Source organism: Marasmitruncus massiliensis (genome assembly GCF_900186535.1).
Lineage (GTDB): Bacteria > Bacillota > Clostridia > Oscillospirales > Ruminococcaceae > Anaerotruncus > Anaerotruncus massiliensis_A.
The window spans coordinates 109691-125027 of record NZ_FYDE01000002.1; the positions used below are offsets into that span (position 1 = coordinate 109691).

Annotated in this window: 14 protein-coding genes, 1 pseudogene and 1 riboswitch; of the genes and pseudogenes, 5 read left to right on the forward strand and 10 right to left on the reverse strand. The window is 51.2% G+C overall.

Going from position 1 to position 15337, the window contains the following annotated elements; translation table 11 throughout:
* Positions 1-22 precede the first annotated feature (22 nt).
* The 8 genes and pseudogenes from C1A10_RS00860 to rfbB all read right to left on the reverse strand — a co-directional run bounded on the left by C1A10_RS00860 (position 23) and on the right by rfbB (position 8152).
* The gene (locus tag C1A10_RS00860; RefSeq protein ID WP_101908427.1) at positions 23-829 is read right to left on the reverse strand and encodes a hypothetical protein; all 807 of its coding nucleotides are present in this window, start codon (positions 827-829) and stop codon (positions 23-25) included.
* 27 nt (positions 830-856) lie between these two features.
* Positions 857-3595, reverse strand: a complete 2739-nt coding sequence (locus C1A10_RS00865) for a M56 family metallopeptidase (RefSeq protein ID WP_101908428.1) — start codon at positions 3593-3595, stop codon at positions 857-859.
* Positions 3596-3611: 16 nt separating this feature from the next.
* Positions 3612-5225, reverse strand: a complete 1614-nt coding sequence (locus C1A10_RS18670; protein ID WP_242968796.1) for a hypothetical protein — start codon at positions 5223-5225, stop codon at positions 3612-3614.
* Entirely contained in the window at positions 5222-5593 is a 372-nt protein-coding gene (locus tag C1A10_RS00875; RefSeq protein WP_101908429.1) for a BlaI/MecI/CopY family transcriptional regulator, read from the reverse strand. The genes C1A10_RS18670 and C1A10_RS00875 overlap by 4 nt, the downstream gene beginning before the upstream one ends.
* Before the next feature lie 121 nt (positions 5594-5714).
* A pseudogene (locus C1A10_RS00880) lies at positions 5715-5975 on the reverse strand (family 4 glycosyl hydrolase); the annotation flags it as partial.
* Positions 5976-6026: 51 nt separating this feature from the next.
* Positions 6027-6338 (reverse strand): hypothetical protein, encoded by a 312-nt coding sequence (locus C1A10_RS00885; protein ID WP_101908431.1) that lies wholly within the window; start codon positions 6336-6338, stop codon positions 6027-6029.
* Positions 6339-6468: 130 nt separating this feature from the next.
* Positions 6469-7098: a hypothetical protein gene (locus C1A10_RS00890; RefSeq protein WP_101908432.1), complete on the reverse strand. Its 630-nt coding sequence runs from the start codon at positions 7096-7098 to the stop codon at positions 6469-6471.
* A gap of 76 nt (positions 7099-7174) precedes the next feature.
* Complete coding sequence (gene rfbB, locus C1A10_RS00895) at positions 7175-8152, reverse strand: dTDP-glucose 4,6-dehydratase (protein ID WP_101908464.1); 978 nt, start codon at positions 8150-8152, stop codon at positions 7175-7177.
* Between the two features lie 185 nt (positions 8153-8337).
* Between rfbB and C1A10_RS00900 the strand changes: the two genes are divergently transcribed.
* Entirely contained in the window at positions 8338-9129 is a 792-nt protein-coding gene (locus C1A10_RS00900) for an HAD family hydrolase (RefSeq protein WP_101908433.1), read from the forward strand.
* Between the two features lie 9 nt (positions 9130-9138).
* Here C1A10_RS00900 and C1A10_RS00905 read toward each other — a convergent pair whose 3' ends face one another.
* Together C1A10_RS00905 and C1A10_RS00910 are read right to left on the reverse strand one after the other, a co-directional pair.
* Positions 9139-10002 (reverse strand): YitT family protein, encoded by an 864-nt coding sequence (locus tag C1A10_RS00905; protein WP_101908434.1) that lies wholly within the window; start codon positions 10000-10002, stop codon positions 9139-9141.
* Between the two features lie 94 nt (positions 10003-10096).
* Entirely contained in the window at positions 10097-11461 is a 1365-nt protein-coding gene (locus tag C1A10_RS00910; protein ID WP_101908435.1) for a sodium-dependent transporter, read from the reverse strand.
* A 174-nt stretch (positions 11462-11635) separates the two neighbouring features.
* Here C1A10_RS00910 and C1A10_RS00915 point away from each other — a divergent pair, with 174 nt between their 5' ends.
* The 4 genes from C1A10_RS00915 to C1A10_RS00930 all read left to right on the forward strand — a co-directional run bounded on the left by C1A10_RS00915 (position 11636) and on the right by C1A10_RS00930 (position 15335).
* Positions 11636-12106, forward strand: a complete 471-nt coding sequence (locus C1A10_RS00915; RefSeq protein ID WP_101908465.1) for an Lrp/AsnC family transcriptional regulator — start codon at positions 11636-11638, stop codon at positions 12104-12106.
* Positions 12107-12171: 65 nt separating this feature from the next.
* Positions 12172-12341: riboswitch (cobalamin riboswitch) on the forward strand.
* Positions 12342-12479: 138 nt separating this feature from the next.
* Positions 12480-13535, forward strand: coding sequence for a FecCD family ABC transporter permease (locus C1A10_RS00920; RefSeq protein WP_207654705.1), 1056 nt, complete (start codon positions 12480-12482; stop codon positions 13533-13535).
* Between the two features lies 1 nt (position 13536).
* Complete coding sequence (locus C1A10_RS00925; protein ID WP_180950928.1) at positions 13537-14343, forward strand: ABC transporter ATP-binding protein; 807 nt, start codon at positions 13537-13539, stop codon at positions 14341-14343.
* Entirely contained in the window at positions 14340-15335 is a 996-nt protein-coding gene (locus tag C1A10_RS00930) for a sirohydrochlorin cobaltochelatase (RefSeq protein WP_242968797.1), read from the forward strand. The genes C1A10_RS00925 and C1A10_RS00930 overlap by 4 nt, the downstream gene beginning before the upstream one ends.
* Positions 15336-15337 lie beyond the last annotated feature (2 nt).

The following is a 15337-nucleotide window of genomic DNA, read 5'->3' on the forward strand; positions in this document are numbered from 1 at the left end:
CCTCCTTCGGCTCTTTCGCACTTTATGTGGTATACCCGCGCAATGTTGTAATCAGCATGTCAAATTGCTTTTGATCCGTGCTGGTATACGCCAGCGAATAACTGATATTGTCCACGGAAATATTGATTTCGCCATTATCGAAAAGCTTTACCAGATAGTCGCTTTTGCCGTTTTCCATCTCAAGGGCAACCGTGTAAAACAGCTCACCTTTTCCGGTGAAGCTTTCTTTTCCTTCCACGCCGATTTTACGCACCTTGGACGGAACGAGCGTTTGAAGCTTGCCGCAGACATCCAGAATCGTTTTGCGGCTGGCTTCCGACGCAGTTGTCTGATAGGCCGCCTGGCCCCTTCCTCCGATTTCCATTGAGGTTACGCGATAGGGGTTCATATAGCTTAGCCATTCTATGCTGGCGGGATTATTTTTGATGCAGCGGTCGAGTACCTTATAAAGATCAGCGCAGGCCAGACCGTCGGTAAGCTGTGTGTCACCGTTCATCAGAACATTCCTATGGCACCAGTATTCATATTTTTCGCCGTTTTGAAAGCGGATTTGCAGCAGGCGCAGGCCATCCATATCGGGTGTAACGTTGGTAGACGGACGATAGTCGATACCGTTGAGCGCTTGAATCACCGCTTTGCGGTCGTTCTCTCCCGCAACCATGTACCCCGCATATAGTTCTCGATCGATCACGGTTACAGTGTCAACCTGGGCGGTATCAATATACAGGCAGGCAGGCCTGCCGATGTTGGCGGCGGATACGCCCAGAGACAATGCAATAGTAAAAAGAGCCGCAGTTGCTGTCATAACTGATTTTCTGAACTGTTTCATGATGACTCTCCTTTTTTATGATAATGATTATGGCCGGTCCGGTGCGGTCATGGGATTATATTTCGGCTCAACGGAATAGAACTGCAATTCATTCAAAAGCTCTTGATAAGCGCTCACCGGCTCTGCCCGGTATCCGAGATAATAATCAATGGAACCCACTGAAATTCTTAGGTAGGCATCTTCAAAAAAGTAGACCGTATACTGTTCCTTCCCGTTTTCAAACTCTAGCGAGATACGCAGCGAGGGGCTCTCCGTCGCCGACAGGATTTTTTGCTTGCCGCCGCTGGAAACCGAATGCGGATCTACCGAAAGCTTCTGCAATTTCCGCGCCGCCTGCAAAATCACGTCACGCTGTTCTTCGCCTGCCGCCGCGCTATATTTCCGCATTTGCGCTTCCCCGCCGATCTCCATTGCGGTAATGCGGTAGGGATTCATCATTCCAAGCCATTCGGCTGAAACGAGCCCTGCTTCCCCGCCCTGCATCTCTCTGGAATCCGGTAACCCACTATTAAAATAAAGAGCGGCGATTCCTGTGTGCCAGTCCCGGTCAACGGTACCCAGCTGGACATCCTGATACATGAATACATTGGAATGCATCCAGTATTCTGCTTTTTTACCATCTTTATAACGAACTTGAAGCATCCGCAGATTTTTCATTTCCGGCTGTACCTTGGTTTCCAGCGGGTCCACCATGTTGATCGCCAGCACCACGCGTTCGGCAGTCGCCGGGTCAAGCCGGATACTCGTGCGGCTTTCGCGGTCGATCAGGTTGACGCAGTCGACATTCGTATAGGGGATGCGCAGATAATCGGGGTTGTTCTGGCGCAGAACCGTGCCCTGCGTCCACAGGTAACGGTCGGAATTACCGAGGGCATGTTCGCACAAATCCGCCAGAGGTTTAAAAGAGTCGATATCCGGCTCAAATGTATAGCGGTAGTGCTGCTGGACAGGCTCGCCGCTTTCTTCCGAAACAGTGATGCTCCTCGTATTGAAGGTCACGATTAGGTCATGTTTGCCGGCCCTGCGGAAAACGATGTCGTATTCCGGTTCATAAGAAACATCGTACCCCTCGGTCTGTAAAAACTTTGCGTTTTGAACGGCGTATACCATCGCTTCCCAGTCCTCTTTCGGCGTATCGGTTCCCAGTTGGCTGTTCGGCGCGTCCCGTCCGACAAAAACATCCGTCACATCCTGCAGACGCAGCCCTTTGAGCGCCGTGCGGGCAATCTCCAGCTCGGAAGCCGATGCGGCGGGGGCTTGCGCGGCCGGTACGGAAGGCGGCTGTGCGGGGGCAGAGGATGCGACTTGAGAAGAGGATTCCGGAGCAGTAGCCTGGGAACTGACTGACTGCTCCGGTGCCCACTTAGACGCTTCAGATATCAGGCTGATCAAAAGCGAGGCCTTCTCCGGCCTTACAGCGAAGCTCTCCTGTGCACCGTTATTTTCCCAAATCCATATCCTGTCATTTGTATCATGGGCGGCGCGGTAATATTCCAGCGTAAGCAAGTTCCCGTCGGCCTTTTCAAAGCGGAGCGCACAGTTTTTATCATAATCAGTATCCCCCGGCGATTCCTCAAAAGGCTCAAGCATTTGAATAGCGTCCACCGCCTGCCGGAAAAGCTCCTCCGGCAGATACGTTTCTTCGCCGTCCGAAAGTTCCGCCTTCACCTGTGTCAGCTTGCCGGAATCGAGCGAATCCAGCAATTTAAGCACCCCCGGGGGATTCTGCGGATTGGTAAGGAACACGATCGCCAGTCCCGCAAGCACCGCGATGCAGATAATCGAGACGACCACCGTATTCTTTTTGATCTGCATAATCGATTTCACCCTCTCCTTGAGCGCGCTCTCTCCAAATGCGAGAAATCCGCCCGCAAAAGCGCTCCGGTTTTTCGAAGCCATGCCAACCAGCGAGTAGGCGTATTCTCTGCGGTCGAAGCCCCCGCGGATGACTGCCTCATCGCAGGAAGCCTCCATATCGATTACATAAAAATGATAAAAAAGCCATATCAGCGGATTGAACCAGTGCACGTAAAGCGCCAGCGTCGCCAGCGCTTTCCAGAGATTGTCGCGGCGGCGAATGTGGGTCAGCTCATGCGCCAGCACATGCGCCATATCCGCTTCTCCCACCAGCCCGGAGAGCACCAGCCTGGGGCGCAGCAATCCACAGACGACCGGGCTGTCAAATAGCCCACTGCGGTAAAGGGCAACGCATGCAGGGATGATGCCAGCTTTTGTAAATACTGCGTCCAGTCCAGGCGTATGAGCCATATGCTCGGCCGCTTTGAGCCTGTGCAGCGTATAACAGTAACATCCCGCGCTGTAAGCAAGCAGCAGCACCATTCCACACAGCCAGATGGTAGACAGGATGGTGACCATAGGAATTCTGGCGGGCGCGACGACCGCTGCCGGTTGTCCGGCAGGTACCTGAACGGCCGGTTCGTCTGCTTCCAAGGCGGGAGAAGACACCTCAGCAGGGCGCGTTTGCAGCGTTGGAAAGTTGATCTCCGCCCCGTTGTCCTTAACAAACACCATTTCTCCACTTTGCTGTGCTGTCCGCGGGTGGGCGGCGGGAATCGCGTTGAACGCACTTATCGGCGAGGGAACCGAAACGGGCAGTAGCAGCCGTGCCAACACCAATCCCCAAGCCGCGTAAAATACCCAGCGAGACAATCTACGTTTCCCAACGGCGCGGAACAAAAATACTGCCAGCCCGATCACCGAAGCGGTCAAAGACATATTGACGACCCGCAAAAATAATTCGTTCATTGCTTCCTCCCTGATGTCACGCGCGACTGCCGCCCCATTCTACCACCGTGAACCCTCTGCGTTCGAATGGTTCCAACACCTGCGGTTTTATCCGCGCTGGCTGACCCAACTTTTTATAAACCATATGCACCCGGAGGATGCTGTCCGGACGAGGGGAAATTTCGAGCGGCGCAAGCGCCTCATATTGTTCTGTTGAGAAAGTGATGAAATTGTACGCGTTTTGCTGCAATTCAGGAAGCCAATAAACAATAAAGTCATTGTATTCGCGCGGTGAAAGTCCCATATAGGAAAGCTTTTCAACGAGAAACTGTTCCGTGTCGCTTCCGCGGACGACAAATCCTTCGTCAAACTTCCAGTCTACAAAGGCGTCCCCTTCCCAGAAGAGATAGTAATGTTCACTACCGTCTGCCTTGTTGACAAGGCGGCCATCCGGATAGGCTGTCACGTTCCAGCCGTCCCGATAGGCAGGATAGGTATAAGTAAAATTTCCCTTATAATGCACTTTAACGGAAACATCGACTGGTTTTGGCGGATATAGGTAGATGACCGGTTTGGCTGTCGGCGGATTGATCCGCTCCTGCGCCATGCCGTCCAGTTCTTCCAGTTCATACTTGCTATCCGCTTCATATTTCAGCGCATAATCCATATCGCTCGACACCACAAGAACCGTTTTCCCATCATGCCAAATGTCATATTGAATGCCGTTAAAAAAGTCGATCTGCACATGCGCCGCGTCTTTTAGGGTTTTATCCGCCGCGACGCGCCTGCATGTTTCCGGTTTTACAGAAATCCTCCGCATGGAGGAAACGACCAGATCAAACCAATTGCTTTCCCGGTCATATTCCGCCGAATACCGGCCATCTGAAGAGGCGACCGTTACCCTCTCTGTGTTTGACTTTCTCATGACCGCCAGCCAGGAAGATGACCACCTTCCCTCCTTTAAACGCGCCCGCAGGGAGGACAGAAGCGTCTGATAAGCCTGTGAATCGACGGCAAGCCGTTTGTTTTCTCCGTACTCTCCGGCAACCGCGTCCATTCCAGGCCCGGGCGGCAGTTTGGATGCCTCCAAACCGCGCTCATACAGTTTATAGGTGTATTTGATGTCCGAATCGAGCACAATTTCCAGTACGGACAGGTCGGAAAGCGGTTCCCCGATGTCCTCCGACTCCTCCGGCGCAAGCGCGCTCAGATAAGAAAAATTATAAAACTTCTGGCCCGGGAAATAGGATATGGAATCCGGGTCCGCCTCGGGGCTCAACGCGCTTGTTACAGTAACACTTACCTGATCGGAATAGCGATAAAGTCTCGCGGATTCAACAATTTTCATCGTATTTCCCAAGCTGTCAAGTGCAAATGCCTCTTCCCACCATGAAAGCCCGTATTGGGCAGTCGCCTGGGGCAGCGGCGTGGATACGGTATTCGCTGCGGAAGACGTCTGCGATACAAAAGAAGATTCGGATGGGATTTCTTCTTTCGGCACGGCAGAAGACACCGTTTCAGAAACGGCCGAGGGCTCTTCCTTACTCACAGACAGATCCGGTGCGCTTTCCGGAAACGGAGCTTCGTGTACGGCCTGCGCACAGGCACACAAAAGTGAGAAAAGCAGAAAAACAGCAAACAGCCTTTTCATTTCTGCTCCCCCTCGTCAATCATTTTGCGGATTTCCGAAAGCTCTTCATCGGTCAGGTTTTCCTGCTCAAAAAAGGTGCTGATAAAAGTGCCCGGAGAACCGCCGAACAGCCGGTCAATCAAACCGCGCGTTTCCCATTGGCGCACATTGTCAATCGAGAGCAGCGGCGAGCAGGTAAAATTCGGTTCATCGCGGCGGATATACTCCTTCTCCACCAACCCTTTCAGGATGGTATAGGTCGTGTTCTTATTCCAGCTGTGACGCGCGGCGGCCTCTAAGGACACCTCCTTCGCGCTAAGCACCCCGCGCTCCCATAGGATATTCATGATTTTTAGTTCGGAATTGTTTAGGCGGATATCTGGTTTCATAATTTTCCCTCCGTCAGACGATGACTATAGTCTATATTTCCATTATAACCCAATAATAGCAGTTGTCAAGACTATAATTATAGTCTCCCATTTTATAATATGCTGCTTTTAAACTGTCCCAAAGTTGTCCCACGCGAAACTGCGTTACTACGAAATCAGTTCCCTTCAGCGCTTCTCCCCGATTAATTGTAGAACAAATTTTAACAGGATATGAAACAGCGTCCCACATTCGCTGGGAAAGCGCTCGAATGATCTCCACCCGCTCTTTGCCTTCCTCAATATCTGCCAGCCAAATTTCCGACACCGGTAATTCCTCGCAGCGCTTAATGAAGCCCTCCATCAGTTCCGGTATATAGCTGCTTCCGCCGCCGATTACTACCAGCTTAACCTGTGACCGGCAAAAAAATTCGCGCCTTTCGGCGCGATTCCTTTATTAGCCTATTCTTTTCTGCAATTCTTTTATATCTTCTGAATGGGACTGTACTACATGTTCAAGCGTTGACACACGCCCTTTTGTTTCACCATAATCCGCGATTGCATTCAGTCTTTCAATAATGTCTGCATGCTGTTCCGCAATTAAGTGAATATCGCGCATAACATTATTTTCTATCAATATTCGGTTATCTCTTATATCCTGCTTCATACTGGACATATCTTGCTTCATAGTCGATATATCTTGCTGAATTGATTGTAAACGTTGATCGAGCATTTTTCCGATTGCTTGCAATAATTCCTGTTCATTCATTGCTTATCACCCCATTCCCCTATTATACCATATATCCCCACGTCTGACAAATGGCCTACTTTCCAAATGTTTGGAAAATTCCTTGTTCTAAATGACGGGCGGGGACTTGTAAATTTCTCACCCGTTTTACTCATCGGGCGCGGGGATTCCCTTCCTTTTGAATACGAATCACAATGGTGGTATAAAACGTGTCCCCCGCATCGCAAAGGATATCTTCCCCATCACGGTCGGTATAAATGGTTTTTACAGCACGGAATCCAAGCCGCAGTTTGGTGCTGCCTTTGGCGGAATCGGCAAGCGATACCGCGACCAGATTGCGGTGGATGCCGTCGGCGGCTGTACTGTTTTTCTGGAGTGAAACCTTGGAGACTGCCTGTGTATTCGCTATGCGCTGTGTGGAGACCTGAAAAAAGGAGCGGTCTGTCAGATAGCTCCCCGCGGGAAGAGGCAGGTAATCAGTATACGGCGCTTCTTCCTCATCTTCGTCAAATACATAGGGCAGCTCCGCAAGGTAATAGGGTGTCCCCTCGTTTTCTGTGCGCAGTCCCTCCAGAAATTCATTGACATCAAAATATAGGGTGCTCCCCGGCTTTACGGTAATCGTATTGTCTTTAAAGCCGTCCGCTTTGCCGGAGGAGACAGAATCCCGGTACCAGGCTCTTTTCAGCGTGAATTCTCCTTCAAGCGCATGTGCCGATATGGCATTTCCGATAAGCAGGAAAACCGCCGCTACGAATGCGGTTATCTTTTTGCAAGTCATAATCTGTTCCCTCCCATGCCGATTATCCAATAAAGTACCATTATCATGTGTGGGGAACGTGTGGGCTTGCCGCAAATCAGGGATTTTCCGCTTTCCACCACGACCGGTGGTTTACATACCACGCAATTGTTCGGCTGATTCCCTCCTCAAACCGCACAGCCGGACGCCAGCCAAAATCATCTTTAAGTTTCCCCGGGTGAATGGCATACCGCCGGTCATGCCCGGGACGGTCGGCAACAAATTGTATCAGGCTTTCGGGTTTTCCGAGAATCTCCAATATTGTTTTGATCACAGACAGATTGGATCGTTCCTGGTGCCCGCCGATATTATAGAGTTCCCCAACTTTCCTGCGTCGAAGGATCAAATCGACAGCCGCGCAGTGATCTTCCACAAAAATCCAGTCGCGTATATTCTTCCCCGTTCCGTAAACGGGAATCGGGCGGTCTTCCAGCGCATGCCGGATGGTCAGCGGAATCAGTTTTTCGGGATGCTGGTAGGGGCCGTAATTGTTGGAACAGCGGGAAATGGATACCGGAACGCCAAACGTACGGTGATAGGCCAGCACAAGCAGGTCGGCGGACGCTTTGGAAGCGGAATAGGGGCTGGATGGGTGGAGCGGAGACGTTTCACTGAAGGAAAGCTCCGGCCGGTCAAGCGGCAAATCCCCGTAGACCTCATCGGTTGAAATATGATGGAACCGCGCGATACCGTATTTTCGGCAGGCATCCAGCAGGACCCCTGTTCCGATGACATTTGTCCGCAAAAACAACTGAGGATCTCGGATGGAGCGGTCGACATGGCTTTCCGCCGCGAAATTGACGACAACGTCGGGACGTTCCTGTTTGAATACACGGTCGATGGTTTCCGTGTCGGTGATATCCCCTTTTATAAATGTGAAATAGGGATTTGCCCGCGCATCTTCCAGTGTTTTCAGGTTTCCGGCATAGGTGAGCTTGTCCAGACAAACGACCTGTTCCTTCGGATGCTCCCGCAGTAGATAATGAACAAAATTCCCCCCGATAAACCCAGCGCCGCCTGTCACAAGGATTTTCATCTTCTTCCCTCCCCCGGTTTCCATGAAATAGCAGCTTATGGATTTCATCTTATCTTCCGGCGCGTATTTTGTCAAATGACGGCGATCAAAATGGTCCCCTTCTTGCGACAATTTTTGCCGATTGGAAAGATCTGTGCTATACTTGATATACTATAACAGAATCTTGAAACAAAGGGGATACATGCATGCGGCGCGGAGCAGTGTTTTTTGACTATGATGGAACCCTGGTGGATAAGGCGCAGGGGGTTCCCGCACCAACAAGCGCAACGAAAGCTGCAATCAGCAAATTAAGAAAGAACGGGTATCTGGCGGTTCTTTGCACCGGACGCCCGCTTTCCTATCTTCCCGATAATGCCCAAGAACTTCCGTTTGACGGATGGATTACGACCAATGGAGCGTACGCAAAAATGGGAGACACCGTTCTGTTCAATGAAATCATTGATCAGGAAATTGCCTGTTCCCTGATGGAAACCTGCGAACGGCTGAAAATCTCCTATGCACTCGAAGGGCAGGATGCCTGCTATTTCCGGGCGTTCAGTGATGTTTTTGAAGGATTTTTGAATCGGTTTGATATTTGTACGGAAAAATTCCATCCGATTGAACAGATGCAAAACTGGAAAGCAAATAAGATCATGACAGCTTATGACGACGAAAGCCAGCAGATCCAGCTGGAGCAGGCGTTTGGCGGAGAATTTGTGTTTGACCGGCATTCGCTTTTTACCAGCTGTGATGTTTCCCGCAGAGGTGTGAACAAAGGAACCGGCCTGCTGCAGTTTCTTGCGCGGCTTGAAATTTCACCGGAAAACGCCTATGCCATCGGGGACAGCGACAACGATCTTGAAATGATGCGCGCGGCAGGAACCGGAATCGCCATGGCGCAGCATTCTCCCCGGATGGGTAAGGCGGCGGGCTATATCACCGACAGCGTTGCAAACGACGGCGTAGCCAAAGCGCTTGCCCATTTTAAGCTGATTTGAAAGATTCGGTCAGTCGCTTTTTTGATAGGGTGAAAAGCCATAGCCGAAAACCTGGTGTGCTTCTGACGCAATTAAAAATGCATTGGGGTCAATTTCATGTACAATGTTATAAAGAGTGGCTGATTCGTTGCGCTTGACGGTGCAGAGAATGACCTTCTTAGGTGCGCCTTCATAAGCCCCCTGCCCGTTCAGATAGGTAACGCCGCGTTCCAGCTTATCCTGAATTTTTGCGGCAATTTCCGATGAAAAATCGGATATAATGTAGATCATGGTGGCATAATCAAACCCGTTCATGATCATGTCAATCACCAGTGAACTGACGTAGAGGGAGATCGCGGCATAAAGCGCCCGGTTGATATCCTGGAAAACCGTTGCGGAAATCGCGACAATCCCGCAGTCTACCAGCAGGATGATTTTCCCCAGCCGGACATGCGGGTAGCGCAGGCGGACCAGCCGGCTGATGACATCGCTTCCGCCGGTAGTCGCGCCGCCCGCAAAGACCATTCCCATTCCGGCCCCCATCAGGAGCCCGCCGTAGATCGAGGCCAGTAGCAGATCGTTTGTGAAGGCCGGCAGAAATGCCCACAGGTCGATCAGGATGGAAGAAAGTGCCGTTGCATAGGCCGTATAAAGAATAAACCGCTTTCCTAGCTTTAAAAAAGCGGTAAGTTGCAGAGGAATGTTCATTAAGAGAATCCCTACGCCGATCGGCAGCCCCGTCAGATATTTTACCACCATTGCGAGACCGGAAACGCCCCCCGGCGCGATGCGGGATGGGTCGAGGAACAGGTCAAAGGAAAGTGCGAACAGCACACAGCCAAGCGTTACCATACCGAAATTGATCAGCCTTTTCTTGCGATGCAAAGTCAGCACACAAATCCCCCCTTCTATCCATTGTTCCTAACAAAAGCCCTCCAAAACCTGTCAGATTTTGGAGGGCTTTTGATCGTAGTACTTTTATAAGCAGTTAAAATTTTATAAAACCGAATGCGCTCAGCACTGAGCTGATGAAAATAATCACCAGACAGATAGGCGCTAAATATTGTATGCAGAGCTTGTATGCCTTCTCGCGTTTAAATTTAGAAGAGAGCCGGATTTCTTCCGACAGTCTTGGAAATCCGACTACCTTGACAATGAACAGGCAGGTGCAGAGCCCCGCAACCGGCATTAATACGGAATTGCTGAGGAAATCGCAGAAATCGAGAATGGACATCCCCAGAGGCTGAATAAAATCCCAGAGTCCAAAGCCAAGCGAACACGGAATCCCGACTGCCAACATCTCCAGCCCGACGATGATACCGCTTTTTCTGCGGCTCCATCCGGTTTGATCCTGTATGGTGGATACGCAGGTTTCCATCAGGGAGATAGACGAGGTCAATGCCGCAAACAGCACCAGCAGGAAGAAGATGACCCCGACGAGATTTCCCATACCCATGCTTTCAAAAACCTTCGGGATGGTAATGAACATCAGTGACGGCCCGGCCTGCAGCTTGGACTGGTCTCCCCCGGAAAATGCAAAGACGGCGGGGATAATCATCAGGCCGGCAAGAAACGCGATTGCGGTGTCGAACAGCTCAATCTGGCCGGTCGCCTGCTCGATATCGACGTCCTTTTTCATATAAGAGCCGTAGGTAAACAGAATCCCCATTGCAATGGACAGCGAGTAAAACAGCTGCCCCATTGCGGCTATCACAGTCATAAAGGAAAATTTGGAGAAATCAGGAATCAGATAATAGGCGACGCCTTCCATCGCGCCCGGACGGGTGACGGAATAGCCGGCAATAAAAACGGCGAGCACCACAAGAATGGGCATCATGATTTTACTGACTTTTTCGATGCCTTTTTCCACACCGCTCAGGACGACAATAAAGGTAGCCAGAACAAATAGGAAAAACCAGAACACCGGCTCCCCCGCGCTGCTGATGAACCCTGTAAAATAGTTGTCCGACGCAAGCGGGACAGCTTGTCCGCGCAAATATTCAAACAGGTATTTTGCTACCCAGCCGCCGATGACACAGTAATAAGGTACAATAATCATCGGTACAATGGCATTGATCCAGCCGCCGAACTGCAGCCGGGTTTTTCCGAATGTCTGAAATGCACCGATCGGGCTTTTACGGGTCATTCGGCCAAGTGCCGTTTCCGAAAGAATCAGCGCGAATCCGAAAGTAACCGCTAAAACGATATAGACCAGTAAGAAAATGCCGCCCCCGTATTTTGCCGCAAGATACGGAAACCTCCAGATGTTGCCCAGCCCGACAGCGGAACCGGCCACTGCCAGGACATATCCGATTCTGCCGGAAAAGGTGCCGCGGGAATCTGTTTTCCCCATAAACACAACCCCTAAATAAAATTTCCTCAAATTGACGATAACCAATATTATAAGACACTTTCCGACACGTGTCAATCAAAAATACGTGTTTTCCCTTGACATACCAAATTAAATTCTTTATAATAGTATTTGTTAGCCATTTAATGCGGTAATATGGAAAAGGACGTGCATTCCATGAATATTGTGCTGGATCAGTTTGACAAAGCAATTTTGAACACCCTGCAGGAGGACGCTTCGATTTCCAATCTCGAATTGTCCAAAAAAATCGGGCTTTCCCCGTCTGCCTGCCTCTCGCGGACAAAAAATCTGCGGGAGCAGGGGATCATCCGGCAGTTTACCACCATTGTGGATGAGCAGAAGCTGGGAATGGAAACGTTGGTTTTTGCACTGGTAGATTTGACTCCGCTCAACCGCGAAACAATGCAGAGTTTTCTCGACGTCATTTCTCAGTATCCGCAGATTCAGGAGTGTTATACCATCACCGGCCCGCATGACTACCTGCTCAAAATTGTGGCGAAGGATGTGAAAAGCTATTACAGCTTTATTGTGGATTCGCTGATGAACCACCCGGCGGTCAGCGATGTGCAGACCTGCGTAGTGGTCGGGATCGAAAAACGTACCACGGCGGTGCCTACCGACTTATAATGTTTCCGAAATATCCGCCAAACGGCTTGCAATCATCTGCAAAACATGGTACCATATGAAAAACAACTGAATAAAGGGGCATCAGCGAATTGGGAAGCCGGGTGAAATTCCCGCACAGTCGCCGCTGCTGTAAAGACGTGAGGAAGGGCTGTTTTACTGCCACTGGGAGGGTTCCCGGGAAGGCCGCAGTCCGGAGCGTCTGAGTCAGAAGACCGGCTTTTGCCCCTGTGTGAGAGACTTTCGGTGAAAAAGCTGCTTGCCATAAATAACCACAATCGTTCAGCGGATTTGCCTGTTGATATTATTGTGTTTTTATTGGTATCCTGCTTTTTTGAAAGCGGGATTTTTTATTGCCTGAAAGGCTGTGGGAAAAATGGATGGACAAATCGCGGACATACTTGCCGGAAAAAGAAGAAAGCATCTGTTGGCGGGTATGGCTGTTGCTGCCGCGATTGCTGTGTCGGTGCTTCTCCTGTTGGGAATGGGCGCCATGGAACTTGGAATGGCGAAAACCATGGGAATTCTTTGGGGCAAACTGACAGGAAACAGGGCTCTGCTTGAAACCTACCGCCCGAATGAAATCGCTGTCGTTTGGAATATCCGGCTCCCGCGCATCCTGTGTGCCCTGTTTGTAGGGATGGGGCTGGCGGCCGGCGGGACGATCTTTCAGTCGCTCCTGCGCAATCCCCTTGCCGACCCTTATACGTTGGGGGTGTCAACGGGCGCGGCATTTGGCGTATCGCTTGTCATTTATCTTGGGCTCGCCTACGGCGTTCAGATTCCGGCCGTGCCGTCGGCATTTTTATTTGCGTTTCTCACACTTGCCATCGTGATCCTGATCGCCCAGAAAGGCGGCGGAATGCTTTCCTCGAGCCTGATTATTTCGGGAATCATTGTGTCCTCCATTTTTTCGTCCGGAATCAGTTTTTTAAAAATGCTGTCGGGTGAGAATGTCTCCGCAATCGTATTCTGGCTGATGGGAAGTTTTTCCGCAAACACATGGACCGATGTCTGGACGGTTGTGCCGATGGTTCTGGCGGGATGTATCCTTGCCTTCTGGTTTGCAGACGATCTGAATGTTCTGACCATGGGAGACGAGACGGCACTTTCACTGGGTGTCCCCGTCAAAAGGACGAGGCTTTTTTATCTGATCCTCGGTTCCTGTATGACCGCGGCCTGTGTGGCAGTCAGCGGGGTGATCGGCTTTGTGGGGCTGGTGGTCCCGCATATCCTGCGGTTTTGGATCACCAGCGACAACCGCGTGCTTTTGCCGCTTTCGGCCCTGACGGGGGGGCTTCTGCTGCTCCTGGCCGACAGCGCTACGCGGGTGTTTTCCACCGGTGAAATCCCGGTGGGCGTGCTCACAACCCTGCTGGGCGGCCCGTTTTTTATCTTTGTCTATTTGAGGCATTCCAATGGGAGGGGCTGACATGGAAAACTGGATCCTGGAGGCCTGCGATGTGAATTTCTCCTACGGCGGGCGGCAGGTGCTGCATCAGATCAGCGCGCGCATTCCGCAGGGTGCTTATGTCTCACTGGTGGGGCCGAACGGCAGCGGGAAATCCACGCTGCTTCATCTGCTCAGCGGCGCGCGCTCCTGCGAAAGCGGGAAAGTGCTTTATCAGGGAAAAGATGTGGTGCGTATGGCGCTTCCCCTGCGTGCGAGACAGTTCGCAATCGTGCGCCAGCAGGAGGAGAACCAGTTTCCGTTTTCCTGCCTGGAAATGGTGGTATTCGGGCTTCATCCCCAGCGCTCCAGATTCAGCCCGCCGACAGCGGAACAAATGGAAACTGTCCGTGACGTAATGGAACAGACGAATACCTGGACGCTTTGTGACCAGCCGGTGACCCAAGTCAGCGGCGGAGAGTTTCAGCGGGTGATTCTGGCGCGCGCCTTGGTGCAAAACCCGCGTATTTTGTTTTTGGACGAAGCAATGTCTGATTTCGATATCCGGGTTAAAATTCAGCTGACCGGATATCTGCGTGAACGGATTGCCCGCACAAATTTAACCGTGGTGGCGATTAACCATGACCTGGCATCGGCCTATCGGTACAGCGATTATATGATCGCGCTCAAAGAAGGGCGGGTCGCGGCGTGCGGAGCCCCTCAGGAAGTGATGACCCCTACATTTTTTGCAAATGTATTTGGTGTGGAGGCTGAAGTGCTTGGTGACAAGGGCTTTTTCATCCGCGATCAGATAAATGAACATCTGGAATATAAAGGAGAACAAAAATGAAACGATTATTGAATATTTTGATGGCTTCGACCTTGTGTGTATCAATCCTGTCCGCTTGCGGCGGCGCAGCACCTGAATCTTCCTCTTCAGCGGGGTCTGAATCCGCGGAGTCCGCCTCTTCGGAGATTGCATCCTCTTCCTTGCCGGCAGAATCGCAGCCGGAAGGCACTCCGGCAGAGCAGACTGAGGTGAAAAAAGGCGATCCGGACAAGAAAGCAATTTTGGTGGTTTCCTTCGGCACCAGCTACAACGATTCCCGTGAGGCAACCATCGGAGCGATTGAAAAAGAGATTGCAAGCGCGTTTCCAGAGTATCAGGTACGGCGCGCATTCACGAGCCAGATTATCATCGATAAGTTGAAAAGCCGCGACAATCTGGAGATCGACAATGTCAAGCAGGCTATGGAACGATTGATTGACGAGGGTGTCGGCACGCTGATCTGCCAGCCTACCCATGTGATGCATGGCCTTGAATATGACGATATGGTCAAAGAAGTCAATGCTTACGCAGATCATTTTGAAACACTGAAATTCGGTGAGCCGCTTCTTTCCTCCACACAGGACTACCGGGATGTCGTAGCCGCGATCAATCAGGAGTTCACTGTTCCAGACGACACCGCGCTGGTGCTGATGGGGCACGGTACCGAGCACTTTGCGAACAACACCTATGCGGCGCTTGCCTATTATTTCAGCCATAATAATCCGAACATTTTGGTAGGTACGGTGGAGGGATTCCCGGACCTTGAAACAACGGTCAAAGACGTGAAGGAACTGGGAGTCAAGAAAGTTATTCTGACCCCGCTGATGGTTGTCGCGGGCGACCATGCCAATAACGACATGGCGGGGGACGAGGAGGGCTCCTGGAAAACGGTCTTCAAATCGGAAGGTTACGAAGTGGAACCGGTGCTGAAAGGGCTGGGAGAATATCAGAGCATCCGCGATATCTACGTCGCCCATGTCGCGGAAGCCATTAAAAGCGAGGAAACAAAGTAAAC

Bases quoted from the DNA above. Each gene is read 5' to 3' on its own strand.
- C1A10_RS00900 (WP_101908433.1), top strand. From the start codon at position 8,338: ATGCGGCGCGGAGCAGTGTTTTTTGACTATGATGGAACCCTGGTGGAT.
- C1A10_RS00925 (WP_180950928.1), top strand. From the start codon at position 13,537: ATGGAAAACTGGATCCTGGAGGCCTGCGATGTGAATTTCTCCTACGGC.
- C1A10_RS00860 (WP_101908427.1), bottom strand. From the start codon at position 829: ATGAAACAGTTCAGAAAATCAGTTATGACAGCAACTGCGGCTCTTTTT.
- C1A10_RS00915 (WP_101908465.1), top strand. From the start codon at position 11,636: ATGAATATTGTGCTGGATCAGTTTGACAAAGCAATTTTGAACACCCTG.
- rfbB (WP_101908464.1), bottom strand. From the start codon at position 8,152: ATGAAAATCCTTGTGACAGGCGGCGCTGGGTTTATCGGGGGGAATTTT.
- C1A10_RS00890 (WP_101908432.1), bottom strand. From the start codon at position 7,098: ATGACTTGCAAAAAGATAACCGCATTCGTAGCGGCGGTTTTCCTGCTT.
- C1A10_RS00885 (WP_101908431.1), bottom strand. From the start codon at position 6,338: ATGAATGAACAGGAATTATTGCAAGCAATCGGAAAAATGCTCGATCAA.
- C1A10_RS00920 (WP_207654705.1), top strand. From the start codon at position 12,480: ATGGATGGACAAATCGCGGACATACTTGCCGGAAAAAGAAGAAAGCAT.
- C1A10_RS00910 (WP_101908435.1), bottom strand. From the start codon at position 11,461: ATGGGGAAAACAGATTCCCGCGGCACCTTTTCCGGCAGAATCGGATAT.
- C1A10_RS18670 (WP_242968796.1), bottom strand. From the start codon at position 5,225: ATGAAAAGGCTGTTTGCTGTTTTTCTGCTTTTCTCACTTTTGTGTGCC.
- C1A10_RS00875 (WP_101908429.1), bottom strand. From the start codon at position 5,593: ATGAAACCAGATATCCGCCTAAACAATTCCGAACTAAAAATCATGAAT.
- C1A10_RS00930 (WP_242968797.1), top strand. From the start codon at position 14,340: ATGAAACGATTATTGAATATTTTGATGGCTTCGACCTTGTGTGTATCA.
- C1A10_RS00865 (WP_101908428.1), bottom strand. From the start codon at position 3,595: ATGAACGAATTATTTTTGCGGGTCGTCAATATGTCTTTGACCGCTTCG.